The 24584-nt window shown below is 54.8% G+C and carries 27 protein-coding genes and 2 pseudogenes; 12 read left to right on the top strand and 17 right to left on the bottom strand.

The window, feature by feature from the left end; translation table 11 throughout:
- The 6 genes from V3W31_01790 to V3W31_01765 all read right to left on the bottom strand — a co-directional run.
- Positions 1–139 (bottom strand): S-methyl-5'-thioadenosine phosphorylase (locus tag V3W31_01790; protein ID MEE9613668.1); only part of this gene is annotated, 139 nt, incomplete at its 3' end.
- 133 nt (positions 140–272) lie between these two features.
- The gene (locus V3W31_01785; protein MEE9613667.1) at positions 273–1964 is read right to left on the bottom strand and encodes a tetratricopeptide repeat protein; all 1692 of its coding nucleotides are present in this window, start codon (positions 1962–1964) and stop codon (positions 273–275) included.
- A 9-nt stretch (positions 1965–1973) separates the two neighbouring features.
- Positions 1974–3056, bottom strand: coding sequence for a 23S rRNA (adenine(2503)-C(2))-methyltransferase RlmN (rlmN, locus tag V3W31_01780; GenBank protein MEE9613666.1), 1083 nt, complete (start codon positions 3054–3056; stop codon positions 1974–1976).
- 64 nt (positions 3057–3120) lie between these two features.
- Complete coding sequence (locus V3W31_01775) at positions 3121–4008, bottom strand: protoglobin domain-containing protein (GenBank protein ID MEE9613665.1); 888 nt, start codon at positions 4006–4008, stop codon at positions 3121–3123.
- 15 nt (positions 4009–4023) lie between these two features.
- Entirely contained in the window at positions 4024–4443 is a 420-nt protein-coding gene (gene ndk, locus V3W31_01770) for a nucleoside-diphosphate kinase (GenBank protein ID MEE9613664.1), read from the bottom strand.
- A 117-nt stretch (positions 4444–4560) separates the two neighbouring features.
- A complete protein-coding gene (locus V3W31_01765) occupies positions 4561–4779 on the bottom strand; it encodes a UXX-star (seleno)protein family 1 (GenBank protein MEE9613663.1) in 219 nt (72 codons plus the stop codon).
- Between the two features lie 131 nt (positions 4780–4910).
- On the opposite strand from V3W31_01765, the gene V3W31_01760 reads away from it, so the two are divergent.
- The 3 genes from V3W31_01760 to V3W31_01750 all read left to right on the top strand — a co-directional run bounded on the left by V3W31_01760 (position 4911) and on the right by V3W31_01750 (position 8073).
- The gene (locus tag V3W31_01760) at positions 4911–5654 is read left to right on the top strand and encodes a MerR family transcriptional regulator (protein MEE9613662.1); all 744 of its coding nucleotides are present in this window, start codon (positions 4911–4913) and stop codon (positions 5652–5654) included.
- A complete protein-coding gene (locus tag V3W31_01755) occupies positions 5654–5884 on the top strand; it encodes a type II toxin-antitoxin system HicA family toxin (GenBank protein MEE9613661.1) in 231 nt (76 codons plus the stop codon). The genes V3W31_01760 and V3W31_01755 overlap by 1 nt, the downstream gene beginning before the upstream one ends.
- Positions 5885–6069: 185 nt before the next feature.
- Positions 6070–8073, top strand: a complete 2004-nt coding sequence (locus V3W31_01750) for a P-loop NTPase fold protein (protein ID MEE9613660.1) — start codon at positions 6070–6072, stop codon at positions 8071–8073.
- A gap of 249 nt (positions 8074–8322) precedes the next feature.
- On the opposite strand, the gene V3W31_01745 is transcribed toward V3W31_01750, so the two are convergent.
- Positions 8323–9477, bottom strand: a complete 1155-nt coding sequence (locus V3W31_01745; GenBank protein ID MEE9613659.1) for a deoxyguanosinetriphosphate triphosphohydrolase — start codon at positions 9475–9477, stop codon at positions 8323–8325.
- 55 nt (positions 9478–9532) lie between these two features.
- Between V3W31_01745 and V3W31_01740 the strand changes: the two genes are divergently transcribed.
- Positions 9533–10078 (top strand): Slp family lipoprotein, encoded by a 546-nt coding sequence (locus V3W31_01740; protein ID MEE9613658.1) that lies wholly within the window; start codon positions 9533–9535, stop codon positions 10076–10078.
- A gap of 30 nt (positions 10079–10108) precedes the next feature.
- Here V3W31_01740 and V3W31_01735 read toward each other — a convergent pair whose 3' ends face one another.
- From V3W31_01735 to hpt, 5 genes are read right to left on the bottom strand one after another with little or no spacing between them, the layout of a single operon-like run.
- The gene (locus tag V3W31_01735; protein ID MEE9613657.1) at positions 10109–10246 is read right to left on the bottom strand and encodes a hypothetical protein; all 138 of its coding nucleotides are present in this window, start codon (positions 10244–10246) and stop codon (positions 10109–10111) included.
- A 26-nt stretch (positions 10247–10272) separates the two neighbouring features.
- The gene (gene queC, locus V3W31_01730; GenBank protein ID MEE9613656.1) at positions 10273–10956 is read right to left on the bottom strand and encodes a 7-cyano-7-deazaguanine synthase QueC; all 684 of its coding nucleotides are present in this window, start codon (positions 10954–10956) and stop codon (positions 10273–10275) included.
- Positions 10957–10982: 26 nt separating this feature from the next.
- Positions 10983–12023, bottom strand: coding sequence for a carboxypeptidase-like regulatory domain-containing protein (locus tag V3W31_01725; protein ID MEE9613655.1), 1041 nt, complete (start codon positions 12021–12023; stop codon positions 10983–10985).
- Between the two features lie 8 nt (positions 12024–12031).
- Positions 12032–13630 (bottom strand): AAA family ATPase, encoded by a 1599-nt coding sequence (locus tag V3W31_01720; GenBank protein MEE9613654.1) that lies wholly within the window; start codon positions 13628–13630, stop codon positions 12032–12034.
- A 1-nt stretch (position 13631) separates the two neighbouring features.
- Positions 13632–14183 carry a hypoxanthine phosphoribosyltransferase gene (hpt, locus tag V3W31_01715; GenBank protein ID MEE9613653.1) on the bottom strand — a complete coding sequence of 184 codons (552 nt, stop codon included), beginning with the start codon at positions 14181–14183 and terminating at the stop codon, positions 13632–13634.
- Positions 14184–14413: 230 nt separating this feature from the next.
- Between hpt and V3W31_01710 the strand changes: the two genes are divergently transcribed.
- From V3W31_01710 to V3W31_01690, 5 genes are all read left to right on the top strand, one after another.
- Positions 14414–14965 (top strand): transcriptional regulator, encoded by a 552-nt coding sequence (locus tag V3W31_01710; protein ID MEE9613652.1) that lies wholly within the window; start codon positions 14414–14416, stop codon positions 14963–14965.
- 84 nt (positions 14966–15049) lie between these two features.
- The gene (locus tag V3W31_01705; GenBank protein ID MEE9613651.1) at positions 15050–16003 is read left to right on the top strand and encodes an NAD(P)H-binding protein; all 954 of its coding nucleotides are present in this window, start codon (positions 15050–15052) and stop codon (positions 16001–16003) included.
- Between the two features lie 29 nt (positions 16004–16032).
- Positions 16033–16389: a hypothetical protein gene (locus V3W31_01700; protein ID MEE9613650.1), complete on the top strand. Its 357-nt coding sequence runs from the start codon at positions 16033–16035 to the stop codon at positions 16387–16389.
- A gap of 80 nt (positions 16390–16469) precedes the next feature.
- Positions 16470–17027: a hypothetical protein gene (locus tag V3W31_01695; GenBank protein ID MEE9613649.1), complete on the top strand. Its 558-nt coding sequence runs from the start codon at positions 16470–16472 to the stop codon at positions 17025–17027.
- Positions 17028–17252: 225 nt separating this feature from the next.
- Entirely contained in the window at positions 17253–18155 is a 903-nt protein-coding gene (locus V3W31_01690; protein MEE9613648.1) for a carboxypeptidase-like regulatory domain-containing protein, read from the top strand.
- A gap of 51 nt (positions 18156–18206) precedes the next feature.
- Here the strand turns inward: V3W31_01690 and V3W31_01685 are convergent.
- Positions 18207–18539 (bottom strand): annotated as a pseudogene (locus V3W31_01685) (DNA-3-methyladenine glycosylase I).
- Between the two features lie 64 nt (positions 18540–18603).
- Between V3W31_01685 and V3W31_01680 the strand changes: the two are divergent.
- Positions 18604–18840: a hypothetical protein gene (locus V3W31_01680; protein MEE9613647.1), complete on the top strand. Its 237-nt coding sequence runs from the start codon at positions 18604–18606 to the stop codon at positions 18838–18840.
- Here V3W31_01680 and V3W31_01675 read toward each other — a convergent pair.
- Positions 18812–19138, bottom strand: a complete 327-nt coding sequence (locus tag V3W31_01675; GenBank protein MEE9613646.1) for a hypothetical protein — start codon at positions 19136–19138, stop codon at positions 18812–18814. The two genes, V3W31_01680 and V3W31_01675, sit on opposite strands and share 29 nt — an antisense overlap.
- A 20-nt stretch (positions 19139–19158) precedes the next feature.
- Complete coding sequence (locus V3W31_01670) at positions 19159–19632, bottom strand: helix-turn-helix transcriptional regulator (protein MEE9613645.1); 474 nt, start codon at positions 19630–19632, stop codon at positions 19159–19161.
- Positions 19633–20139: 507 nt separating this feature from the next.
- Here V3W31_01670 and V3W31_01665 point away from each other — a divergent pair.
- Positions 20140–21009, top strand: a complete 870-nt coding sequence (locus tag V3W31_01665) for an IS1 family transposase (protein MEE9613644.1) — start codon at positions 20140–20142, stop codon at positions 21007–21009.
- On the opposite strand, the gene V3W31_01660 is transcribed toward V3W31_01665, so the two are convergent.
- Entirely contained in the window at positions 20978–21541 is a 564-nt protein-coding gene (locus tag V3W31_01660; protein MEE9613643.1) for an NYN domain-containing protein, read from the bottom strand. The genes V3W31_01665 and V3W31_01660 overlap by 32 nt on opposite strands.
- 305 nt (positions 21542–21846) lie before the next feature.
- A pseudogene (locus V3W31_01655) lies at positions 21847–22101 on the bottom strand (DNA-3-methyladenine glycosylase I).
- 171 nt (positions 22102–22272) lie between these two features.
- Here V3W31_01655 and V3W31_01650 point away from each other — a divergent pair.
- Complete coding sequence (locus tag V3W31_01650) at positions 22273–24537, top strand: tetratricopeptide repeat protein (GenBank protein MEE9613642.1); 2265 nt, start codon at positions 22273–22275, stop codon at positions 24535–24537.
- The last annotated feature ends 47 nt before the right edge of the window (positions 24538–24584 follow it).

Below are 24584 nucleotides of genomic sequence, written 5' to 3'. Positions count from 1 at the left end.
TCGCCGTGCCCAGCATACCCGTCACGTAAGCGTCCGAGGGGGGGCCGAAGGGGGTCTCCACCTCGACCTCCTCTACGCCGGTGAGCCCCTCCATATCGTAGAGGCCGCTCCCTCCTATGACGCCTATTACCTTTTCCATCGCTTCTCCCGACATCTAAAAATCTTTTAAATATAAAGTGCTATAACGGTGTTTTTTATCATTAACCGCAGTGCACGGTCAAGCGATTTTACCGCCTGAGGCGGCACAACTTCCGAAGCGGTCCTTAAAAACCTTATCGGCCGTCAAGCTCCTTCAGCTTCCCGCGCGCCTCCTCGTCACCGGGGTTAGCCCGCAAGAAGAGCTCGAACTCCCTCCTCGCCTCCTCCCTGAGCCCCTTCTCCCCGTAGGCGAGCCCGAGGTTATAGTGGGCCTCCACGAGGCCGGACTTGAGCCCGAGGGCCTCCCGGTACTCGGCTATGGCCTCGTCCATCCGGCCCAGACTGTGGTAGGCTATGGCGAGGTTATTGTGGGCCTCCGCATCATCAGGTCTTATTCTCAAGGCCAGCCCGAACTCCTCCACGGCTTCGCGTATGAGCCCCTTTTCCCCGTAGGCTAGCCCGAGGTTATTATGGGCCTCGGCGTAAGCCGGGTTGACCCGTATCGCCTCTCTGTAATGCACGACGGCCCCCTCCGTCTCCCCCCTTTCGACCAGCGCGACGCCGAGGTTATAGTGCGCGCCGGCGTTACCTTCCGTTACGGCGAGTGCGTGCGTGAAGAGCGTAACGCTCGTCCGCCAGTGGCGCAGCTGAAAGGAGGTAGCTACGGCCAGCAGGGCGAGCACCACGGCCGCCGACGCGCCGAGCAGCCGGGTCCGGCCCGGCACCCGGCCCAAAAACTCCGGGACCGCCCAGGCCGATACTATGGCAAGCCCCACGAGCGGCACGTACATATACCGGTCCGCCATGGCCTGGCCCCCTACCTGCACGAGCCCTATTACCGGGACGAGGGTCCCAACAACCCAGAACCCGCCCACCGGGAAGTACGGATACCTCCGCCTTGCCAGGACCGCCGTGGCGGTTATAGCAACGAGTAGCAGCGCCGCACCCGCGCCGTGCGGGACGTACACGGCATCTCCGGGGTGGGGGTAGAGGACCGCCAGATCATGCGGGCATATCGCCTTCCACATGTAAGACACGTACGAGATAAGGGCGTTTGAAACGCGCACCCATAGAGGGTACTGCTCGAAGGACCTTACCGCCCCCCCTCCCTGCTGCGTGACGTAGGTAACGACGGAGAAGACGACCGAGAGGGCCAGCAGCGGTATCTTTTCGATTATAAGGCTCCGCGCCCCTCGGGCGAAACGGCCGAGGGGCCACCAGTCGAGCAGGAGAAACACCAGCGGCAGGGTCACGAGCATGGGCTTACTCATAAGCCCGAGCACCAGGAAGAGGGCGACTAAAAGGTATCTCTTAACCCCCGGCTTTTCGGTATAGCCGAGATAGGCCCACATGGCGAGCATCCAGAAGAGCGTGCTCAGGACGTCCTTCCGCTCGCTTACCCAGGCCACGCTCTCCACATGCAGCGGGTGCACGGCAAAGACCGCCGCGACGAACCCGCTCCGCCAGGGGGAGCCCGTCATACCGGCCAGAACAATAAACAGAAGCAACGTATTGGCCGCGTGCAACAGGACGTTCGTCAGGTGATAGCCCGAGGGGTCCAGGCCATAGAGCTCGTAGTCCAGCAGGAAAGACAGCCATGTGAGCGGGAACCAGTTTGCCCCGTGCGTGGTGGTAAAGGCCCACTCGATACCCTCCGGCGTCAGGCCTTCGTGCATCCGGGGGTTCCCGGTTATGTACACGTTGTCGTCGAAGTTCAGGAACTCGAAGGTGCGCGCCTGCCAGAAGAGCCCAATGGTCACCGCGGCAAGCAGAACGCATATGATGAATTCCGTTCTACGACCGGCTATGTAGCTGTGTCCGTCCATAAAGGTAGCTCAGTTGCCGCCCCCCCCGCCCCCCCTCTCCCCCCTTCTCCCACGGAGCTGGCCGCAGGCGGCCTCTATGTCCGCCCCCCTGCTCGTCCTTACGACCGCCGTGTAGCGAGCACGAACGAGTATCCCCTGAAACTCCTTAACGCTCTTATCGTCGGGACGCTCGTACTCAGAGCCGGGAAACGGGTTGAAGGGGATCAGGTTTATCTTGCACGGTATGCCGTGAAGCAGGTTCACGAGCCTCCGGGCGTCGGCGGGCGCGTCGTTCACGCCCTTTATGAGCACGTACTCCATGGTGATATGCCCTCTCCGCTTAAGCGGGTACTCCCGCAGCGCGGCCATGAGGAGTTTCAGGGGGTACTTCTTGTTTATCGGCATGAGCCGGTCCCTCACCTCGTCGGTCGTGGCGTTCAGCGAGACGGCGAGGTTTACCGGCATATCCCCTCCGAGCTTTTCAATTCCGGGCACCACTCCGGCCGTCGAGAGCGTAACCTTCCCCGGAGAGTAACCGAGCCCCTTCGGGTCCGTCAGGACACCCAGGAACTTTAAGACCTCGTCGTAGTTAAGGAGCGGCTCACCCATGCCCATGAGAACCACGTTGGTTATCCTCTCCCCGCCGTCCCCTACAATGATACTGCGGGCCGCTTCCACCTGTCCGACCATCTCCGAGAGCGTCAGGTCCCGGCCCGGCCCGGCGGTGCCCGTCATGCAGAAAACGCAGCCGAGCGCGCAGCCCGTCTGGGTGGAGACGCAGAGCGTAAGCCTTCTGCCCTCCTCCCCTTCGGGGATGATGACGCTCTCTATCCTCTCCCCCCCCTCCCCCCCCTCGCCGTCTTCGAGCCCGAGGAGCAGCTTCATGGTGCCGTCCGAAGAGGTCCGGATCTCGATTAGCTCGAGCGCCCTTATGCAAAACCTCTCTTTTAGCGCCTCGCGGAACTCGCCGGGAAGGTCGGTCATGTCGTCGACGCTCTGAGCCCCTTTTGCAAAGAGCCACCCGTAGAGTTGCGCGACTCTATACGGTTTCTCACCGAGAGCCTTGACCACCCCCGCGAGCTCGTCGTGTGTGAAGTTTTTCAGGTTCTTCATAGTTATAAAATGGAAAGGGACGGACCGGGGAAAGCCAGGGAGGAACGGCGACGACCTTCTACGGCTACTCGGTCTTCGATATAAGCCAGTAGACCCCGCCGAGCACCGCGACCGCGGCTATAAGGGAGAAGAGCTCCGTCTCCGCCACCTGGCTCGACGATATGGTGGAGATAAGTATCTTCCTTATTACCGCCACCAGGGCCACGCTCACGAAGACCTTGATGGCGAACTTCTCTCCCTTCAGGTGCCTTATCTCGGTATCCACGAGCTCTATCACCACCCACAGCAGAAGGAGGCTTCCGAGCGTAGCGAGGAGGCCCTTCTCTATGTCCCCGCCGAATATGTGCGTCAGGTCGTAGGCGAAGAGCACCATTGCCATAAGCCCGAGCGCCACGAGCCCGAGGAGCAGCACGAGATTCAGGCCGTAGGAGAAGCGGTTCGCGGCCTGGATCAGGAAGGACTCGACCCTCTGCGAGAGGAAGAGGGCCCTCTCCTCTTCTATGTAGGAGCTCGTGAGGACGTCGAGGTTCATGTCGAGGATCTTCTCGACCGAGCGCGTGATGTAGGGGAGCTCGTCCGGGTCCTTCACGTGGTGTTTGAGGCACCCCACGGCGAACTGCTTTACGAAGTGCATGGCCGCGTTCACGTAATGGGCGCTCAGTTTTATCTTTACGTGCGCCAGCCCCACCTGCTCGAGGTGCCTGAAGTAGGAGTAGCCGTACTCGCCCGCAAAGAGCGCCACGAACCAGTCCTTCATGGCGGCCTGGTGCCTGGTTATGACCTCCCGGTCCTTCAGGAACCTCGGGGTCTCGTCGAAGTTGTTTATGTGGTCGTAGAACTCCTTGGCGAACTCCTCCTTGCACTCCTCCATCGCGGGCAGGAGGAACTTCAGATTTTTGACGTCGTTGGCCGTGAAGTCGTAATGCGTCTTTAGCTTTTCTATTGTCTCCATGCGCCTTTAGCTTGCTTAGAACCTCTCCAGTGCGTTGAAGAAGTAGCCCGTCTCGAAGGCGGCCGTCTCGGGCGCGTCCGAGCCGTGTACTATATTGAACTCTATGGAGTCGGCGAACTCCTTGCGTATGGTGCCTTCGGCGGCATCGGCCGGGTTGGTGGCGCCCATGATGTCGCGTACTTTTTTTATCGCCCCCTCGCCTTCGAGGACCATGAGCACGACCGGGCCGGAAGTCATGAACTCGGTGAGGCTCTTGAAGAACGGCCTTTCCGCGTGTACCGCGTAAAAGCCCTCTGCCTGGGCTTGAGTGAGGCTCGCCATCTTAACGGCCGAGAGCCTGAGCCCGGCCTTCTCGAACCTGCCTATTACCTCTCCGACGACGTTCTTCCTGACCCCGTCGGGCTTTACTATGGATAATGTTCTTTCCTTTTCCACTCTTTACACTGCCTCCTTGAATTTAGATAGTTGTGCGCCGAACGGTCGCAGGCCGCCCTGGACCCTCTCCGGTTTCAGCTTCTGGCCGACGAACCGCCGGCCGGGGGGTTAGACCCCTCACGTGCCGCCGAAGCCGACGATTACCTTACCGGCCTCGACTATAATGGGCACGTCCCTCTTGCCGCCGCTCGCCTCGAGCATCTTCTCCATTGCCGAGGCGTCGGCCTGGACGTTAACGTACTCGACATCGCAACCTCTTTTGGCGTAATCCTCACGGGCCGCCGTTGTGTATGGTCACGTGTCCTTGCCGTAGATAACTACTTTCTCCTCCGGCATGGCTTCCTCCTCCCTTAAAATTGCTCTTTTTCCCGATCTCTTCGTTGGGGCTAAAAGGTCGAAAACTGAACAGATATTACCACTTAAAGGGGCGGGACTCAACCGGTTTTTGTGGTCCGGGGAAAATCGGCTTGCCTTTTCACTCCCTCCACAATTTCCTTGACATTCTTTCAGTTTACCAGTATTATAATAACATCGATGTAATTATAATACCAATAGAGGGGAGGGTTCTTATGGCCTTTAATGCAAAAACGACTTGCAAGCTCACAGGGCTTACCTACAGACAGCTTGACCACTGGGACAGGAGTCATTTTATCAAGCCCTCGATAAAGGAGGCGGCCGGGTATGGATCTGTGAGGCTTTATTCCTTTAAAGACCTTGTACAGCTTAAGGTAGCGAAGACTTTTAAAGACAAGGGGATAAGCCTCCAAAAGATACGAACGGCGGTTAGCTATTTGAAGAAGAACTTCCCGGATATTAAAAAACCCCTTGCGGAGATGCGCCTTGTAACAGACGGGGGTACCGTTTTCGCGATTGTGGACAAACAGAGGGCCGTGCTTGACACCCTTTCCAGGGGACAATTTGTGATGAGTATAGCTATAGGAAAAATTATCGAAGAGCTTAATGGAGAGGTTGCGAAATTAAGCGAGGATAGAAAATATACGGTAACGGTCAAAGGCAAGGCTTATTCTGTCAAGCTGCATCCAGACCTTGAAGATGGGGGCTTTTGGGTAGAGTGCCCGGCCCTTCCGGGTTGCGCTTCTCAGGGCGATACCGTGGAGGAAGCTCTTGAGATGATAAAGGATGCCATAAAAGGGTGCCTTGAGATTGCGACGGAAGTCAAAGAGAGGAAAAGGAAGAAAGCTTCTGCGTAATGAAGGGACTGCACAACCTTAAGCCTGAAAAGGTCGTAAAAGCCTTTGAACGTGCCGGGTGGGTTGTAGCAAGACAGACCGGGAGCCATGTAATAATGACAAGGCCGGGGAATGCGAATATCCTTTCGATCCCCGTGCATAAAGGAAAGTCCATAAAAAAAGGACTGCTCTTGAACCAGATAAAAAGGGCGGGATTGACGGAAGAGGCGTTTCTGAAACTTTACAAATGAAACTCCGCCGACAGGAGTCTGGTTTTTTGACGGCTGTATAAAAAAACGGTCGCTGTCCCTGGTTTATTCGTCCCTGGTTTATTCCGTCCCTGGTTTATTCCGAAGGGGAGGTAGGATTGTCGGGGGGTATTTTCTCACGTATTAATATAGCAAGCCACGAACCCATATGAACGGAGAATCGCGACATGAGCAAACCTAACAAACATATTGAAGAATATTTAAAGTGGTACATAAGCAAAAAATGCGAAACCCCGCACTTTGCCGTTCTTATAAACGGCGACTGGGGCTCCGGCAAAACATGGTTTATCGAAAAATTTATGAAGGCTGCAGATAACGATAGTCCGCTGGCAAAGGACGAACCGAACGAAAGTAGATTTATCTATATAAGCCTTAACGGACTGGGCACGACTGATGATATTGACGAGCAATTTTTTAAGCAACTCCACCCAGATCTCAATTCCAAGGGCGCTGAGATAGTCGGAAAGATTATTAGAGTAGGGCTCCGGCTCGGCTTAAGCCTTAAAGACTCGGATCTAAAGATTTCCGATTACATAAATTACCAGAAAAAACTCCGTGATAAAATTCTCGTTTTTGACGATCTTGAGCGGTGCAACATCGAGACAGGGAAAGTGCTTGGCTATATCAACAGCTTCGTTGAACATGACTCGCAAAAAGTTATCATAGTTGCAAACGATGACGAGATTGAAAGTGACCTGAAGGAGAATGCAAATAAACAAATCCCCAGATATCATCGAATCAAGGAGAAGGTAATAGGCAAGACCTTCAAAATAGAGAGCGATATACAGACCGTTATCGATTCGCTGATAAAAGAGAACGCCAAGAAGAGCAAAAAAAAGCTTTCAGAAAACAAAGAACTCCTCATAGAGATATTCGAAACGGTTAAGAATAAAGCAGGAAAAAACCCAGCAAACTACCGCGCCTTTTCCCATGCAATCAGGGACTTCGACTACCTATGGGAAAAGCTTGACAAGAAGTATCGCGAGCACAAGAAACTGATGGAGGAGTTCCTCAGCATATTTGTGCGTTTAGGATACGAATTGCAGTTAGGATTGATAAAAGAAAAGGACATTCGTAACATTAATGCCGCACAAGAGGCAAAAGTTGTAGATTCGGTTGTTGACCATTTAAATCGCGGCAAAGACGAAGAGGAACCGAAAGAGAACAAATACGAGGCGATTGGAGACTTCCTCGAACACCACAACATTAGGACTTTTAACATACTCTTACCCGATAAATTATGGGCCAACATTCTCTGCGAAACCAATATAGTGCCGGATGAAATCTACGAGAGCTTCGATAACAGCAAACACCTTGAAGACGAGAATAGACCCGACTGGGTTAGGTTATGGCACCTTGGAGACCTTGAAGACGAAGAGGATGAGAAACTAACCGGCTCGGTCTTTGAGAAGTTGACCCAACATCAATACACAGAACCCGGCGAAATATTTCACACCTATGGCATTTTACTGCGAAAAGAAAGATACGGGTTCAAGTTGCCGGAAGAAATTGATACGCCTAAAAAAATTGAAAAACATGCCACCGAATATATTGACCATCTTTACAAAAAAAACCGTTTACCTAAGCAGGGAAAAACAGCTAAAAAGCACCTGGCAGGATCATACGGTGGTCTTGTCTATGCTTATAACGAATCGCCATATTTAGAAAACATCAAAGCATATTTTCTAAGAAAAAGCCGGGAAAAAATGTGTGCCCTGGAAAAAGAAAGTGTCGCCAAACTTCTGAACTATATGGTTACCGATCCACGCGAGTTCTATGGACTAATCGCTTCCTATGACCACAACATTTCCAGTACCGACCCCTGCTACTGGAATGTTCCGATTTTTCATAACATTAAGCCCGAAGAGTTTTTTGACGCCTACAAAAAAACGCCTAACGCCAACAAGCGTTTGGTCAGCGATGCTTTTAAAGAACGCTACAAACTTATACGGCGCCTAACATTTAAAGCAGATTGTCGCGAGTTTTCAAATGAACTATATTTCATGCGGGAGCTATTAGAGCTAATTAAAGGTGCATTAGCTGAGGCCAAAGATTTTACGCAGTCAACCTGGCACTTGCATGACTTTAAAAATAATGGGTTAGAATTTGCAATCAAGATGCTCGAAGAATTTATCGCGCCAGAGAAGCCAGAAACAGACGGCGAAGCATAGCAACAAGGGCAGACCCCACACCGAAGCGAATACGAAAACCGCTCACCCTTCGACAGGCTCAGGGTGAGCGGTTTTTTTTAAATCGCCGCGCGTCACGCGCCCAAACCGGCAAGTTGCCCGTCAGACGAGGCAGCCGCGCATTTTGGCCCGCAGGCCCTTCGACAGGCTCAGGGTGAACGGGGAGGAGTAAGGACGGAGTTATTGCTGTCCGTCACGGACCGAAGCATGGCGGGCAAATCGGCGGTTTGGCTAAACGCGCTCGTTTGGGTCGAATAACTTCTTATGCTCGTCGAGCGCGAAGCGGTCGGTCATGCCGGCGGTGTAGTCGCAGATGAGCCGCTCCTTGCCGACTCGCTCCACTTCCGAGCGGAAGTGCGGGGGCAGGAGGTCGGGCTTTTTCGCGTACACGCCGAAGAGATCTCTCAGTATCCTCTCGGCCTTGTCCGCCATCCGGAGGACCCGGTAGTGCTTGTAGAGTTTTTTACTCAGGAACCTCTTGAGCTCCAGGTTCTTCTCTTTCATCTCCAGGCTGAAGCGCGCGACGGGCTTGGCCCTGTCCCTTACTGCGTCGAGGGATCCGATCCCCTCTTCAACGACGGTCCGGCGGACCGTCTCGACCAGGTCCGTGGCCTGGCGGTTTATTATGCGGACCACCGTCTGGTACTTGTGTATCTTGGGGTCGGCTTCGGGGAATTCACCCCTTACCTCGTCGAAGGTATCCTGCCAGAGCGAGACCCCTTCGAGGTCCCCGGCAGAGAGCATGCCCGAGGAGAGTCCGTCGTCAATGTCGTGGTTGTTGTAGGCGATCTCGTCGGCCATGTCCACTATCTGGGCCTCGAGCGAGGGGGACTTTTCCTTCTCGTACTCCTCTGACATGCCGGGCCTGTCGTGCTCGGAGCTGTGCTTTGCTATACCCTCCCTGACCTCCCAGGTAAGGTTAAGACCCCGGAAGCGGGGGTAGCGCTTTTCGAGCTCCTCGACTATGCGGAGGCTGTGGGCGTTGTGCTCGAAGCCGCCGTGCCCGGCCATTAGCTTATTAAGGACCTTCTCTCCGGTGTGGCCGAAGGGGGGGTGGCCGAGGTCGTGGGCGAGGGCGATGGCCTCGGCGAGGTCCTCGTTAAGGCCGAGTGCGCGGGCGATGGTGCGGGAAATCTGGGCGACCTCTATGGTGTGGGTGAGCCGCGTCCTGTAGTGGTCTCCCTCGTGGTAGACGAAGACCTGGGTCTTGTACTCGAGCCTCCGGAAGGCGTTGCAGTGGATGATACGGTCCCTGTCGCGCTGGAATGCGGTACGGAATTCGTGCTCCGTCTCGGCGTGGCGCCTGCCGCGCGAGTTCTTGCTCTTTACGGCGTAGGCCGAAAGCCTCGCGGCCTCGAGCTCCGCGGCGTCGTATATTTCAGGCATTGACGAACCCCCCGATTGGCCTTAGAATATAGGTATGAGAAGTATTGTACCTATAATGGTTGCAACAACCGTTCTGGCCCTCTTCCTCGCCGGCTGCTCGGCCGTCTCCCCGGCCGTGCTGAGGGACGTGGACAAGAGCGTTACGGTCCCGCTGGTGCAGTCCAACCCCGACGAGTACATCGGCCGCAAGGTCTTATGGGGAGGCATAATCATCGCCTCCGAAAACCTCGATAAGACGACCCGCGTGGAGATACTCTCGAGCAGGCTTAACATGAGCCACAAACCGACCGGAAAAGGGTTCGGCGGGAGGTTCATGATCGAGGCCCCGGGCTTTCTCGACCCCTTCGTATACCGGCCGGACAGGGGGATAACGGTCGTGGGTTTCGTAAAGGGGGTCGTAACGAGAAAGATAGGCTCGATGGAGTACCCCTACCCGGTGGTCGAGCCCGTGGAGGTCACGCTCACGGACACGTATGAGGAGGAGTACCCCCCCTACCCCGCCTACCCGGACTACCCGCCCATGTGGTATCCCCCTTATGACCCGTTCTACCCGTATCCCTACTACCCCTATTGGCCGCGCCATCCCCGCTACCCCTACTGACAAGGGAGGGAGGTGGAAAATGGAAGAAAGCTAATCCGTGCCGCAGCCGTCCTTCACGCCCATAAGAAACTCGGTGTACTCGTCGTAGTACTCGTCCATGAGTTCACCGGTGTCTTTGCCCTCGGGGTCTATCCCCTTTTTTATCTTCACGAACTCAAGGAACGTCATTAATATATCCTCCCCCCTCTCCCCCCTTACTCGTACGGGATCGGGTCTTCCACCCCGGCCTCTTTAAAGCCCTTTAGCCTGAGGAGGCACGAGTCGCAGCGGCCGCAGGCGCGGCGCGAATCCTTATAGCACGACCAGGTGAGGTGGAAGGGCGCGCCGAGCTCCACTCCCTTCCTGACTATATCGCCCTTGCTCATGTGTATGAGCGGGGTTACCACTTCTATCTTCGTCTCGGGCCTGGTGCCCTGCTCTATCGCCCCTTCGAAGGCCTTGAAGAACCCCTCCCTGCAGTCCGGGTAGCCGGAACTGTCCTCTTCCACCGCCCCTATGTACACCCTCCCCGCGCCTATTGTCTCGGCCCAGGAGACCGCGACGCAGAGGAGGTGCGCGTTCCTGAACGGGACGTAGGTCATGGGTATGTCCCCTCTCCCGATATCGCCTTCGGGGACCTCTATATCATGGTCGATAAGTGCCGAGCCGCCGATATCCTTGAAGTGGTCGAGCCTTACGACGAGCCTTTTTTGCGCGCCGTAGTGGCCGGCTATGGAGTTAAAGGAGTCGAACTCGCGGGCCTCGGTCTTCTGGCCGTAGTTGGCGTGGAGGAGCGCTACCTCCCCTTCCCGGGCGGCAATGGCCGCGGTGACGGCGCTGTCGACCCCGCCGCTTACGAGCACCACCGAAATCTTTTCCCTTTTCCCCTTACCTTCCATAAGTTATTATTAAACCACAGGGCCGGTTAGGGCTCAACCGAAATCTTACCGGCCGGACGGATCCCGGGTCCGGCCTCCTTAACTCCCGAGACAAGTACCGTGTCCCCTGATAAGGCGGCAAGCAATCCCAGTATACCTTCCTCACTCCTCGATGTGGGTGCCGGCATATCAAACTCAAAATTCACCTCAGTTGTCTTGCCCGATTCTATTAAAATATCCATTTCCCTGACCCAACCGCCACCCCCAGGCCAAAAAGCGGCCGCTTGGTAGCTGCCCGGCGGCAAACCTAATATGGAATAGTTCCCGGCTTCATCTGTGTATGCATAGCCGGCGCGTTTTTCAGAAGCATCCCATAACACTACTTCTGCGTTCTTTATTGGGCTGCCGTCAATCGACGACTTCACATGCCCACTGATTCCGGTAATATCGTCCCACTTGACCACAAAGTTAACATTCGGGGTGGTCTCGCCCTTCCTGATCGTAACCTCCCTGGTTAATTTGGCGTGGCCGCGAACGCGTACCGTTACAACAGCCTTGTCAGACTCGGGCAGGCCCAGCAATAAATATTTGCCGTTGCTGTCAGTTAATTCGGCATCGGCAGCATCAATATCGTCCGGTTGATCCGGAACTATCACAGACACGGTAATCCTATCCAATGGTGTAGTGCCGTCGGCATCATAAACCGTGCCGGAGACACCACCACCGACCTTAAAAACGTAATTGACGTTTACCAGGTTTTTTCCCATGGGCACGGTAACAAATATATTCGGCATCTCTTGTATATAAGGAATATCGTCTTTACCAAATCCCAGCAGATAATCTCCCGGCTTTAAATTCTCCAGCACATACAGGCCGTCTTCTTTTGTTATTGTGTCGTGCCTCTCTACCTCACTTCCCAGCCCTAACAGCACAACACTAACACCTTCCATTCCCTGTCCGGTGTCTTCGGCAATCACCCTGCCCGAAATGGAAGAGTATATCTCGGCGGAGACGTTAGAGCCCGCCATCAGAAAAAAAGCGATTAAAACCGAAAATGCTACCGCTCTTTTATTATTCCCTCTTCCCATGAACCCCCTCAGAAGAGCCGCCTTATGACCCTTCCGGCGAGCTCGTCGGGCGGGGCGTCGGAGGTTATGGTAAGGTGCGGCAGGGCGACAGGCTCGAAGGACTCCTTCTGCCTGAGATAGATTTCCCACCGCGCGTCGGATACGGCCCCCCCGCCCCCCTTCCCCCCCTTCTCCCCCTCGGCGGCCCCGCGTTTCTCAAACCTCTCCCTCACTGCCTCCTCGTCGGCCGTGCACTCCACTACCCGGAAGAGCGCGCCCGCGTCCGAGGCCGCCCGCTTGGCCGCGTCGAGGAACTCGCCCCTCGAAAACGTGGCGTCGAGTATGACCGAGCGGCCCGAGGCGGCCATCGCCCCCGCCCTCTCCATAAGCTCCTCGTATGTCCTCTCGGTCGCTTCCCCGGAATAGATGCCCTCGCCGTATCGCTCGAAGCGATGCTCGTCCGGAGCGACGCCGTGGAGCTCCTTCCTTACCGCGTCCGAAGAGAGGACCGTTATGCCGGCGCGGTGCCCGAGCGAGCGAGCGAGCGCACTCTTGCCCGTGCCGGAAAGGCCGCATACGGCGAGCACGACGGGCCTGTAGCCGCCGGTGGCGTAAAGGTGCGCGAGGTGGAAGTGGAGCCTCGCCAGCTCGGCGGCGGCCCTCTTGTCCTCCTCGCTCTCCTCGGGCTCGGCGAGCTTAAAGCCTTCGACCTTGCCCCTCAGGAACGCCCGGTAGCACTTGTAGAAGTCCAGGAACTCCCTGCCCTCCTCGTCGCCGGTAAGCGAGAAGTAGGCGTCCTCGAAGGTCCGCGAGAGGTCGCCCCTGCCGTGGTAGTCCAGGTCCATCGCGAGGAACGCCATATCCGCCACCGTGTCGGAGTACCTGAACCGCTCGTTGAACTCTATGCAGTCGAAGATGGAGATGCCGTCGGCAACCGAGACGTGCTCGGAGTGTATGTCGCCGTGGCAGTCCCTTATAAAGCCGTCCTTCACGCGCTCGATAAAGAGGCCCTTATGCGAGCTTAAGAATCCCTTGGTGTAGGCCTTTATGTCGTCGAACTGTTTCTGGGTGATGGTGCGCCCTATGTAGTCCGAGACCTGGAAGAAGTTCTCCTCGGTGTTCCTCTCGATCGTCCCGGGCTCGCCGAAGTGGGCGATATGCTCAGAGGTCTCGGCGGTCCGGTGAAAGGAGGCTATGGCCCCGGCGGCCTTCTTCATGAGGGAGGCGTCGACCCGGTCGCGGACGAGCAGGGTGTCGAGCATACCGTCTTCGGGGAGCCTCTTCATCTTGACGGCGTACTCGACCGTCCTGCCCTCCCCCTCCTCCCCCCCCTCATGGTCCGTCTCCATGAAGATGCCGTCTTCGGTCTCTATCACCTCCACCACGCCGAGGTAGACGCCGGGGGCGAGTCTGCTATTGAGCCTCACCTCCTCCTCGCAGAAGTGGCGCCTTTTCTGGAGGGTCGTGAAGTCGAGGAAGCCGAAGTCCACGTGTTTCTTTACCTTGTAGACGAACTCCGGGGTGAAGAAGAGGTAAGAGATATGGGTCTGCTCGAAGCCGACCTTTTCGGGCCTTTCGGGGTAGGCCCCGGGGCGCGTGAGCGCCTCTATGACGCGCGGGAGTTCCATACTACTCCTCGCCCCCCTCCCCCCCGACGCCCCCGGCGCCGACGACGTAGAGGCCCGTTAGGTAGCGGTACTCCTCCTTATAGTCGAGCCCGTAGCCCACGACAAAGCCCCTGTCTATTTCCGCGCCCAGGTAGTCGGGGCTTACCTCATGTCCGTCCTCGACCCGCTTCATGAAAAGCGAGCAGAGTTTCAGCGAGGCCGGGGACTTTCCCTTGAGATGCTCCATCACCTTGCTCACGGTGCGTCCCCTGTCTACTATCTCTTCGACGAGCACGACGTGCCTGCCCTTGATACCGGTCTCCACGTCGTTTGTTATGCGGACCTCCGTGGAGGGGGTGTCGCGCCTGCCGTAGCTCCCGGCCCGGATGAACTCTATCTCCGAGGGTATCTTCATCGCGCGCATCAGGTCCGCGAGGAAGACAAAGGCGCCCTTCATGACCCCGACCATGACGGGGTTCTTGTCGGCGTAGTCGCGCCGGAGCTCGGCGGCGAGTCTCAGGACGAGGAGGTGAATCTCCTCGGGAGGCATTATGAGTTTCAGGTTTCCGGGCACGGGCCTTCTCCTTTACGCGGCCGAAGACCGGCGGCGCTTCATTAGCATATAACCGGGCACGAAGTGTGTCAAGCGGCAAAGGAGAGCTACGGCGGGGGGAAGGGGGGGGAAGGGAAGGAGGAGGGCCGTCCGCGCCGGGAAAACCACTTGACAGGATAAAGAACCTATGGTATATTCAGAATATACTGAACACAGAGAACTAACGGGACAGACCGACGGAGGAAGCCCGAATGGACAGAAAAGCCGACAAGAAGACCGCCGACCGGAAAACAGTCGACAGGTTCGTCGAATCCTGGGGCATGATGGGCTCCGTCTGGGGGACCAACACCTCCATGGCCAGGGTCCACGCCCTCCTTATCGTAACCGAAGAGCCCCTTAGCCTGGACGACATCGCAAAGCGCCTCAAGATGAGCCGCGGCAACGCGAGCATGTGCCTCCGGGAGCTCCGGAACTGGACCGTGGTGAGGCTCATGAAGGAGCCCGGCGACCGGCAGGACTACTACGTGACCGAGCCCGACATCTGGAAGGTCTTCGTCGCGATAGTAAAGGAGCGCAAGCGCCGCGAGTTCGACCCGGTGATGGAGACCGTGAGGGAGGCGCTGCCGCACATGAAGAAGGGCTCGAACGCCGGGGTGAACGCGAGGCTCAAACAGATGGAGGAGATACTCGCCACCCTGGACACGATTGGCGAGAGGTTCCTCGCCGACGAGGACAAGGCACGGTACGTGCTCTCGTTCCTCTCCGGCTTTTCGATGAATAAGGGGAAGGGGGGGAAGGGCTAAAAAAATTTCCCTGTAACGTTTGGAAAATACTGAAAGTTGTGAAGGCTATCCCCTTCACGGCGCTTAACGGAAAGGAGGCCCAAGGTGCAAAATAAGGTGCGGAATAAAGAACGGAGTAAAGAGCCGGCCAAAGAGCTTAACGTCGTAACCGGCGCGTTCGGCTTTACGGGCAAGTACATAACGAAGCTCCTCCTGGAGCACGGCATAAGGATGAGGACGCTGACCGGCCACCCCGACCGGCCCGACCCCTTCGACGGCCGGGTGGAAGTCCGCCCCTTCAACTTCGACGACCCCTCGGCCATGGTCGAGAGCCTCCGGGGGGCCTCGACCGTCTACAACACCTACTGGGTGCGCTTCAACCACGGGCGGACCACCTTCGGCCAGGCCGTGGCAAACGTGCAGAACCTCATCCGCGCGGCGGCAGAGGCCGAAGTAAAACGCTTCGTCCACGTAAGCATCACCAACCCGGACGAGGACTCGACCTCCGGGTACTTACGGGGGAAGGCCCTTATGGAGCGCACCTTGAAGGAGTCGGGGCTCTCGTATGCCATCGTGCGCCCGACGGTGCTCTTCGGAAGGGAAGACATACTCTTCAACAACATCGCCTGGCTCCTCCGGCGCTTCCCGGCCTTTGCTATCCCGGGCACGGGGGACTTCAGGCTGCAGCCGGTCTTTGGCGAAGACGTGGCACGGCTGGCGGTCGAGCTCGCCGGGAAAGAAGAAAACGTCGTAAGAGACGCCGTCGGGCCCGAGACCTACTCCTTCAAGGAGCTCGTATACCTCATCCGCAAGAGGGTCAAGAGCCGGGCGCTACTCTTCAGTTGCCCGCCCCGGCTGGCGCAGCTCCTGACGACGATGCTGAACCCGATCGTGGGGGACGTCATCCTGACGCGCGACGAGGTGGACAAGCTCGGGACCGATACGCTCGTCTCCTTCGGCCCCCCGACGTGCCCGACCAGGTTCAGCGCGTGGCTCGAGGAGAACGCGGACTGGTACGGCGTCCATTACGCCTCGGAGATAAAGAGGCACTTCAGCTAACCTGAGCAGGACTGAAAGGAGGCAGGAAAATGGATATCAACATACTCTTTCTAATCGGCATCGGGGTGGTGGCACTGACGTGCCTTTCGGTGGTCGTATATATGGGGCCGCACCTGAAAAAGATGCTGACGGAGCTCTGCGGCACGGAGGAGCGCGCCATGTTCTGGGTGGCGTTTTCCAACGTAACGTTCCTCCTGATACCGCTCCTCTTCGCCATGGGCTATGAGCCGAATGCGGGCGGGGGGGGAGTGCCGGTCTTCTCCGAAGTCGTCACGCAGCTCAAGTACGGACTTACGGGGCTGGCGGTGTCGGTGATCTTCCTGGGGGTAATAGTAAGCACGTCCATCTTCTCTCTGGTCGGCGGCCCGGAGGGGAGACGGAGTTGAGCGGACCGGGAGAGCGGCGGCCCGATGGGCCGCCGCTCAGGCATTGCCCCCCTTTAATTCCTTAACAAGAGAGGACGGCCATGGAAGATAACAAAAAATACAAGACCTTTATTGTTGTAGCCTTTCCATTCCTGAGAGCTTTTTTTATCGGGAATACTTTGTTTAAGATGTTTTCTGTGTGGTCTAATAGTAAGTTGTTTGACCTTTGGGACTTCTTTTATGACGGCAATATGGTTTTGTTGTTTGCCGTGGTTAATGCTTTACTTGCATGGGGCTTCTTTTACTTGGCCATCATGATGGTTTTTAAAAGGGACGAGTGGCTTGACCGTTTATACGAGTTCTCGAAGTCACTTAAAGTAACCGTTCCGTTCGGTGCCTGTCTGTTGGTGTATAGTTTTTTTGAGCAAGCCGGGTATGTTCGAATGTTACTTGGGTATGGCCTGTTCTATGGGTTCACTCTATTTTTTATTTTTCTTCCTCTTGTCTTGTTTGAAATCAAACAATTAGGGGTTTTGATAAGAAAAAATACCGCTTATGGCCATTTTAAATCGCAGTGCCTGTCCTTCGGTCTGTTTTTACTGTTACCCTTTATGGCGACCCATTTGGGAAAATACATGGTCTACTTTATCGTACAGTGACGCTACTCAGAAAAACCTGGGACAGCGGGGCTGTTGAAAAACCCCGAAATAGTGCGATATGTCATGCTGAATTCATTTCAGCATCTGATATAGTCGGTGTGTTACGAGACCCTGAAACAAGTTCAGGGTGACAATATGAAATTTTTTCAACAGCCCCGCAGCGCCCTGTTTTTACGGACCGGGGCATACAGAAGAAAACCCGAACTTTCGAAGGAGGTTAGAGTGATGAAAAAGATTCTGTCGGCTCTTTTCTTTCTGGCGCTTGCCTTACCGCAGGCGGCCTCGGCTAAGGTCTACAGCACCATATCGGGGTATGTGCTGGAGGACGAGACAGGCGTTCCAATCGCGGGGCTGACCGTCAGGGCCGTTAAAATGAATAGCGCGGAATCTTATGTTATAAGAAGTTCTACCGATGAAAAGGGGTTCTATGTCATCCGTGGCGCCACGGAAGGAGTTTATAGTGTATCTTTGATAGGCAGGGAGCTGGTTCAGGCCGACTACTATTCGGATAAAAAAACCGTCGAAGTTACGGTCACCGCCGGTAAAAACATCGTAAATAATAACTATACGGTTAAAAAAGCGGGTTTTGTCTCGGGCAGGGTTTTTAAGGGCGATGGTACGACACCTTATGTCGGTATAAAGGTTGATGCTAGCGCTGAAGGTGGTTATCAATTTTTTGCTATTACAGATGTGAATGGATTTTATAAAATCGGTGGCTTGCCGGATACGGAGAATGCCATAGTCAGTGCATTTGTTCCAGGAGCCGCCGTAACGGATGCAGGAGGGATAAAAATAGTCGGTGGCGATGAAACAAAAAATATTGATATAGTCGTTAAAAAGGATAGTTCCAACCTTTCCATTAAGGGCAGAGTTTTATCAGAAAGCACAAATCAAGGAATCGAAAATGTAAAGGTCATGGTGCTCGGCAGTAAATCATCGGGTTATTCAATAGCTATGGCACAGTCAGATGCAAAGGGCAATTTTGAAGCTTATGGACTTCCTTCAGGAATATATACTGTTAAAATAGTCCAATACGGCTATGACTTTTTTGTTAAGGAGGGAATAGAAGTAAAGGATGGAGATCCTCCCGTGGAGATAGAGATTGAATTAAAGCCCACGCAACGATGATACAAGCGGCAGAGACGGCCCGGCCTTTTCCGACTGGGCGATATTTGTTCCTTAGATAAGTTCCCTATACCTGAAGCAGTCTATCGTGTGGTCGTTTACCATGCCCGTGGCCTGCATGTGGGCGTACATGATAGTGGACCCGACGAACTTGAAGCCGCGTTTTTTGAGCTCCGCGCTGAAGGCGTCCGACTCCCTGGTCCTGGCGGGCAGGTCCCCGACCCTCCTCCGGCGGTTTACCTTCGGCCCGCCCCCGACGAAGCGCCAGCTGAACTCAGAGAACGAGCCGAACTCGTCCTGCACGCCGAGAAAGGCCCGGGCGTTGGTGACCGCGGCCCTGACCTTAAGGTTATTGCGGATGATGCCGGGATTTTGAAGGAGTTTTTGGTAGTGGGTCAGTTTGAGAAATCTCCCCCTTGCCATGCTTGAGCGGTTATGCTAAACTTGGGGTATGGCAAAAAAGAGGGAAAAGAAGGACGAGGACGTAAACGTGCTGGCCTCCTCGATAGTCCAGAAGGCCACAGGGGAGACTGAGGAGCCTAAGCCGGAGAAGAACCCCGCCGCCGTCGCTCTCGGCAGACTGGGGGGCCTCAAGGGGGGTAAGGCACGGGCTGAGAAGCTCTCCGCTAAGAAGCGGAAAGAGATAGCTAAGAAGGCCGCTACGGCTCGGTGGGGGAAGAAGAAGTAGTAGCTTTTTTTGCCTCGTTATATAAGTCGAGTTGGCCCTTTAAAACTTTTATAAAAGAAGCCAGCCTATCAGGAGTCACAATTACACTTGCTACGCAATCAGCTTTAATTTTTTTAGGTAGTTTTGGAGTGGGACCTAAGATGATTTCTGGTTTAAGTTCAAAGAAAGAAAGTTTAAATTCATACTCTATTACTTGCACCGTCATGTTGGTAACAAAGCGAGTAATTATAGTGTCTGGTACATGCCATTCGATAGGGAGCCCCCCTTTTATTTCCTGTTCTTTTTTCTTCTTGGCCATAATTAGTCTCCTAAGTATTTTTAATTAGCCGCCATAGCCATTCCATGCCCTCTGGGAAAGCAAATAGAAGGAGGAGAAGGTGCCGCCTTAGATGGTCCTTCTACCTCGGTTTTTGTTGCATCTGATGTATGTAACGGTGCGCGCTGTTCAAATTGCGCTTCGGCATCTGCCTCTTTTTGCTTATATTGCTCAACAACCTCTTCTGTTGGTTCAAAAACTATCTTTAACCGCGCATCTAAAGCATCGGCTATACGGAACAGAGTATTAAAGCTCCATGCTGAATACTCAGCCTGTTCGATTCGCGAAACGGCAGATTGCTTCATGTCTGACTCTTCGGCTAAATCAATTTGGCGTAAATTCCTTTTCCCTCGCAATACTCTAATGCTCATTGCGATTTCATCTTGTGCCTGACCACGAAAGAATCTCTCTCTAAAACCCTTATCTCTTTCGAGTTTTTCTGCAAGTTCTAACTTAATGGGTGTAATCGAAGTCATGTAAATCCTCCTGCCCTTCTTCAATTTTTCTTCTATTTTTTTGTGCCTGCTCTATATACCGGGGTCTTAATGGGTAATAGAAAGCATGGACAAATACTATTTTTTTGTTTGGCTTAAAGTAATATAATAAGCGTATTTGTTGGTTGTCTGCTTTGGCTCGCAATTCAAGTAAGCCATCTGTATTTTTTAGAGGTGCAGAAATTGGCCGCCTACACGCAGAACCTTTTTGGGATAAGATATCCAGTCTACGTAAAAGAACGTCTCGCGTCTCTTCGTTACACCCAACAAGGAATACATCTATAATGTCCCTGAACTGCCAAAGTGTCCAATCACTCATATAATATCACAAATTTGTGCTATGTCAAGGTTTTTGAGCTTGACCTTAATATAACAATTTTGTTATATTAATATATTCGCCGCTTGCAAGGCACATTTTATTATGGACAGGGGGAACTTACAAGCAAAATAAAGCTTGACAATGCTTGAGCGGTCAAGTATAATATAGTCATGAACAGGTTGAGCAGAGATAAGCAGAAACAGATAATAGCCGCGTTAGTAGAGGGGAATTCCATCCGGGCTACCTGCCGTATGACAGGGGCGGCGAAGGGTACGGTCCTAAAGCTCTTGAAGGACGTAGGGGAGGCTTGCTCGGAGTATCAGGATAAAGCCTTCCGTAACCTGTCCAGCACACGCATTGAGTGTGACGAGATATGGTCCTTCTGCTACGCCAAGAAAAAGAACGTGCCGGAGGAAAAGAAGGGGAAGTTCGGCTATGGCGATATATGGACGTGGACGGCTATATGCGCCGACACCAAATTGGTTCCGAGCTGGCACATAGGAAGGCGTGACGTAAAGACTGCCAAGAGGTTCATGGGGGACTTGGCAAGCCGCCTCAAAAACCGCATACAGCTAACCACAGATGGCTATAAGGCCTATTTAGAGGCCGTAGACTACGCCTTTGGGACCGACGTTGATTACAGTCAGCTAATCAAGGTCTATGGGACGGTACAGGAGAATCAGACCCGTTACAGCCCTGCAAAGTGCATGGGGACGGAAAAGAAGCCCATTAACGGGAAACCTGATTCCAAGAAAATATCCACAAGCTACGTGGAGAGGCAGAACCTAACCATGAGAATGAGCATGAGGCGGTTTACGAGGCTGACAAATGGCTTTTCCAAGAAGGTGGAGAATCTGGCCCACGCCGTGGCCCTGCATTTTATGTACTATAACTTCTGCCGGATACATAAGACGCTCCGAGTAACCCCGGCTATGGAAGCTGGCGTAACTAACAAGCTTTGGGAGATTGAGGATATTTTGGCATTGCTGGATTCAAAGGGAGGGGGTCTTACCAACAACCTTTCAAGAAGTCTTTGCTGAGTTCAGTAAATTTATCACATTCCTTCATTAACAGGTTAGAGTGTCCTCCCTTAAAATATGCGTTTTCGACATGGCGCCCCGTATCTTTTACTCCCCTCATTGCTTTTTCAAAATCACCATCGCCAGACACTAAAATTGCAATATCGTATAAATCCCGGTGTGCTGTGACCAACATGTCAACCGCTATGCTCACATCAACCCCTTTTTCCATGCGAAAGTCCGTACTGTCAACCTTTTTACAACTGCTACATGTAAAAGAACGGGTGCGCCTAACAAGTTTTCCTAAAGAGCGCTCCAAGTATGGTACTCTGTCAAGAGCCGAAAAGAATTTTTGTTGGGCTTTGTATTTTTCAGGATTTTCCAGTTGGTCGACGGGAGCATTATAATAGTATGTTCTTACTAACTTCCTTCCGTTTACGAGTTTATTTGCAAATTTTTCGAAATTTATCTTTGTTTTCCCTGAGCAGTGGCCTTTGAGCCCATGATAGAAGTTACTTCCGTCGATAAATATTACGACTCGGTCGTCTGCCATGCTTATGCCGCCTTCCCTCTAAATTGTACGGGGGGTTGAGGTTTACACCTCAACCCCCCGGAGGTAATACATCCACCGTTGCAGTGCAAAGGTGGGGGATTAATTCGATTGTGCAGACTATATACTGAAATCTTCCCCCTGTCAAGAGGAAATATATAACCATGCTTATATATAATTATAGCAGAATTGAGGGGAAAGGGGGGATTTTTTGGCCCCCCAGACACCCTGTTGAATGCGGGGTTTTTATTCTGGTTCCAGCGGGGGCTGATATTTTCGCCTTGATTAATTCAAACTGACCCACTACCGAGTTTTTCTATCTTACTCTCGTTGAACTTCGCCACCTTCCCCGGGTCGAACCCGGCGAACGCCCTGCGGTAGTTCTCGCGTTTTTTAAGGACAGTAAGCCAGCTAAGCCCGGCCTGCGCACCTTCGAGAACGAGGAACTCGAAGAGTTTTAAGTCGTCGTAGAGAGGCACCCCCCACTCGGTGTCATGATATTCGACATAGAGCGGGTCCGACACGCACCACCCGCACCTCTTCTTGTCCTTTTCGCTTCCCATATTATCTCCCGCCTTTTACCACAAAAGCGGATAAAGGAACACCTTTTAGCGCTTTTATTTTCAGGCAAAAAGAGCTACAATCTTACGCGGAGTCTTACGTCCGGGACTGCCGCTGAAACGCCACGGCCGGGACTGTCACGAAAACGCCACTGTAATATCAAGGGGGCGCATATGGTATTCGGGTTCGGGAAAAAAGAGAAGCTCGAAAAGCTCAGGGATACGTTCAACGAGCTCATGATGGATGGCGAGGTCGACGAGGCCGAGAAGGCCGGACGCGAGGCGCTCGAGGCCGCGGAGGAGGCCTACGGCAACGACCACCCGGAGTTCGCGCGCTCCATGACCGACCTCGGCCTCTTCTACGCCACGCAGAACGACTTCACCAAAGGCACGCCGCTCATGAACGGGGGCATGAGGATATGGACGAGGACCATCGGGGCCGACCACCCGGAGGTGGGGTTCTTCAAGTGCCGCCTGGCGGAGATCTACATAAACAGGCTCAGGCTCGACGAGGCCGAGCCGCTCTGCAAGGAGTCCATGAACGTGCTCGAGGGGGCGCTCGGTCCGGACGACCCGGCCGTGGGCTTCGCGCTGAACAACATGGGGGCGCTCTACCTGGTGCGCGGCAGGCTCGCCGAGGCCGAACCGCTCCACAGGCGCGCGCTCGAAATCAGGGAGAAGACGCTCGGCCCGCACCATACCGACATCTGCCAGTCGCTCGAAAACCTCGCCGGCGTATACCAGGCGCAGTGGCGTTATGGCGAAGCCGTAAAGATGATGCAGAAGGCCCTGTCCATATACGAAAAGCTCTTCGGCCCCTCCCCGCAGACGATCGACACGCTCAGCGGCCTCGCCGACCTCTATAACCTCTCCGGCAAGTTTACCGAGGCCGAGCAGTACCACAAGCGCTCCGTCGACATATGCATGCAGGCGCTCGGCCCGGCCGACCCGTTCGTGGCCAGGGCCTGGGGCAACCTCGGACGCTTCTACGCCGAGAGGTGCCGGGACACCGAGGCCGAACAGCTCTTCGACCGCGCGCTTTCGATATGCGAGAAGGCCTTCGGCAAGGACCACCTCTACGTCACCGCGACGCTCGAGGACCTCGCCACCTTCTACGTGACACAGCACCGCTACCACGAGGCCGAGGCCTTGATGGAGCGCATGCTCGACATATATAAAAAATCCTGCGGCGAGGAGAGCCCCGAATCCGCCCCGGCGCTAAATAACCTGGCCTTCCTCTACGGCAGCCAGGACAGGTTCGAAGAGGCCGAGGCCCTCTATAAACGGATACTCGACATATATAAAAAGGCCGGGGTGGACGACATTCAGACCCTTACCTCGGTCATGAACTTCGCCACCGTAAACACGAAGCAGGGCAAGTACGCCGAGGCCGAAAAACTCCTTAAGCTTGCGGTGGAGATAAACGAGAATACGTACGGAAAGGAGCATCCGGAGGTCGCCACGCACCTCGAGGAGCTCGGCACGCTCTACCGCGTATGGAAGAGATACGACGACGCCCTCTCGCTCTACAAGCGCTGCATGGCCATGAGGGAGGGCTGCTACGGGCAGGACCATCCGGACATGGCGCTCTCCCTTATAAACATGGCCGAGCTCTACACCGACCTCGAAAGGTACCCGGAGGCCGAGCACCTCTACAAGCGGGCGCACGCCATACACAAGAAGGCCATAGGCTACGAGGACGCGCGGCTGGCCTACGTCCTGCACTCCGAGGGCGAGTACATGAGGAGACAGGGGAAGCTCGACGAGGCGGAGCCGCTCTTCAAGCGGGCCCTGGCCATGAGGAAGAAGGTCCTGAGCCCCAGGGACCAGGAGACCGGGCTTACCGAGAGGAGCCTCGGAAGGGTCTACGCGGCGGCGGGCAATACCGTGGAGGCCGAACCACTCCTTAAAAACGCCCTATCCATCATGGAGCAGGCTTTAGGCGAGAACAGCCCGGAGGTGGCCGAATGCCTCGACGACATAGCGAAGTTCTACGAGGCGAGCGACAGGATACGGGAGGCCGAGGAGGAGTTCAGGCGCGCGCTCGAAATAAGAAAGAGGGTCATCGTGCCGACGCACCCGGACGCCGAAAAATCGCTTGCCAACGTCGGGGGGGTGCTCTGCCGCCAGAAAAAATTCCTCGAGGCCATACCGTTCCTGAAGCGATTGGTGGAGTTGAAGGAGAAGCTCGCAGGCCCCGAAAGCCCGAGCCTCGTGCCGCACATGAATAACCTCGCCGTCTGCTATACCTGCCTGAGCAACTACGACAAGGCCGAAGAACTCTTCAAGCGCATACTCGCAATAAGGGAAAAGGGACTCGGGCCGGACCACCCGAAGGTGGCCGAATCGCTTACCACCCTCGCAAAGCTCTACCGGAAGTTCGCGAAGAACGCGGAGGCCGAGGCGATGGAAGAGCGGTTGAAGGGTATGAAGGGCTGAGAGCGGGACGCGCGAGCGGAAGGCAGTACCGGAAAAGTACCCCCCCC

It is taken from the genome of Thermodesulfobacteriota bacterium, assembly GCA_036482575.1.
Lineage (GTDB): Bacteria > Desulfobacterota > GWC2-55-46 > GWC2-55-46 > JAUVFY01 > JAZGJJ01.
The sequence above is the reverse complement of the archived record's forward strand: the minus strand, read 5'-3'. Positions and strand labels throughout refer to the sequence as shown.

What these genes read in the sequence shown, in the direction of transcription:
- V3W31_01785 (MEE9613667.1), bottom strand. Translation starts at nt 1,964, where the DNA reads ATGGACGGACACAGCTACATAGCCGGTCGTAGAACGGAATTCATCATA.
- rlmN (MEE9613666.1), bottom strand. Translation starts at nt 3,056, where the DNA reads ATGAAGAACCTGAAAAACTTCACACACGACGAGCTCGCGGGGGTGGTC.
- V3W31_01775 (MEE9613665.1), bottom strand. Translation starts at nt 4,008, where the DNA reads ATGGAGACAATAGAAAAGCTAAAGACGCATTACGACTTCACGGCCAAC.
- V3W31_01755 (MEE9613661.1), top strand. Translation starts at nt 5,654, where the DNA reads ATGAAGGGACTGCACAACCTTAAGCCTGAAAAGGTCGTAAAAGCCTTT.
- V3W31_01750 (MEE9613660.1), top strand. Translation starts at nt 6,070, where the DNA reads ATGAGCAAACCTAACAAACATATTGAAGAATATTTAAAGTGGTACATA.
- V3W31_01745 (MEE9613659.1), bottom strand. Translation starts at nt 9,477, where the DNA reads ATGCCTGAAATATACGACGCCGCGGAGCTCGAGGCCGCGAGGCTTTCG.
- V3W31_01740 (MEE9613658.1), top strand. Translation starts at nt 9,533, where the DNA reads ATGGTTGCAACAACCGTTCTGGCCCTCTTCCTCGCCGGCTGCTCGGCC.
- V3W31_01735 (MEE9613657.1), bottom strand. Translation starts at nt 10,246, where the DNA reads ATGACGTTCCTTGAGTTCGTGAAGATAAAAAAGGGGATAGACCCCGAG.
- queC (MEE9613656.1), bottom strand. Translation starts at nt 10,956, where the DNA reads ATGGAAGGTAAGGGGAAAAGGGAAAAGATTTCGGTGGTGCTCGTAAGC.
- V3W31_01725 (MEE9613655.1), bottom strand. Translation starts at nt 12,023, where the DNA reads ATGGGAAGAGGGAATAATAAAAGAGCGGTAGCATTTTCGGTTTTAATC.
- V3W31_01720 (MEE9613654.1), bottom strand. Translation starts at nt 13,630, where the DNA reads ATGGAACTCCCGCGCGTCATAGAGGCGCTCACGCGCCCCGGGGCCTAC.
- V3W31_01710 (MEE9613652.1), top strand. Translation starts at nt 14,414, where the DNA reads ATGGACAGAAAAGCCGACAAGAAGACCGCCGACCGGAAAACAGTCGAC.
- V3W31_01700 (MEE9613650.1), top strand. Translation starts at nt 16,033, where the DNA reads ATGGATATCAACATACTCTTTCTAATCGGCATCGGGGTGGTGGCACTG.
- V3W31_01695 (MEE9613649.1), top strand. Translation starts at nt 16,470, where the DNA reads ATGGAAGATAACAAAAAATACAAGACCTTTATTGTTGTAGCCTTTCCA.
- V3W31_01690 (MEE9613648.1), top strand. Translation starts at nt 17,253, where the DNA reads ATGAAAAAGATTCTGTCGGCTCTTTTCTTTCTGGCGCTTGCCTTACCG.
- V3W31_01680 (MEE9613647.1), top strand. Translation starts at nt 18,604, where the DNA reads ATGGCAAAAAAGAGGGAAAAGAAGGACGAGGACGTAAACGTGCTGGCC.
- V3W31_01675 (MEE9613646.1), bottom strand. Translation starts at nt 19,138, where the DNA reads ATGGCCAAGAAGAAAAAAGAACAGGAAATAAAAGGGGGGCTCCCTATC.
- V3W31_01670 (MEE9613645.1), bottom strand. Translation starts at nt 19,632, where the DNA reads ATGACTTCGATTACACCCATTAAGTTAGAACTTGCAGAAAAACTCGAA.
- V3W31_01665 (MEE9613644.1), top strand. Translation starts at nt 20,140, where the DNA reads ATGAACAGGTTGAGCAGAGATAAGCAGAAACAGATAATAGCCGCGTTA.
- V3W31_01660 (MEE9613643.1), bottom strand. Translation starts at nt 21,541, where the DNA reads ATGGCAGACGACCGAGTCGTAATATTTATCGACGGAAGTAACTTCTAT.
- V3W31_01650 (MEE9613642.1), top strand. Translation starts at nt 22,273, where the DNA reads ATGGTATTCGGGTTCGGGAAAAAAGAGAAGCTCGAAAAGCTCAGGGAT.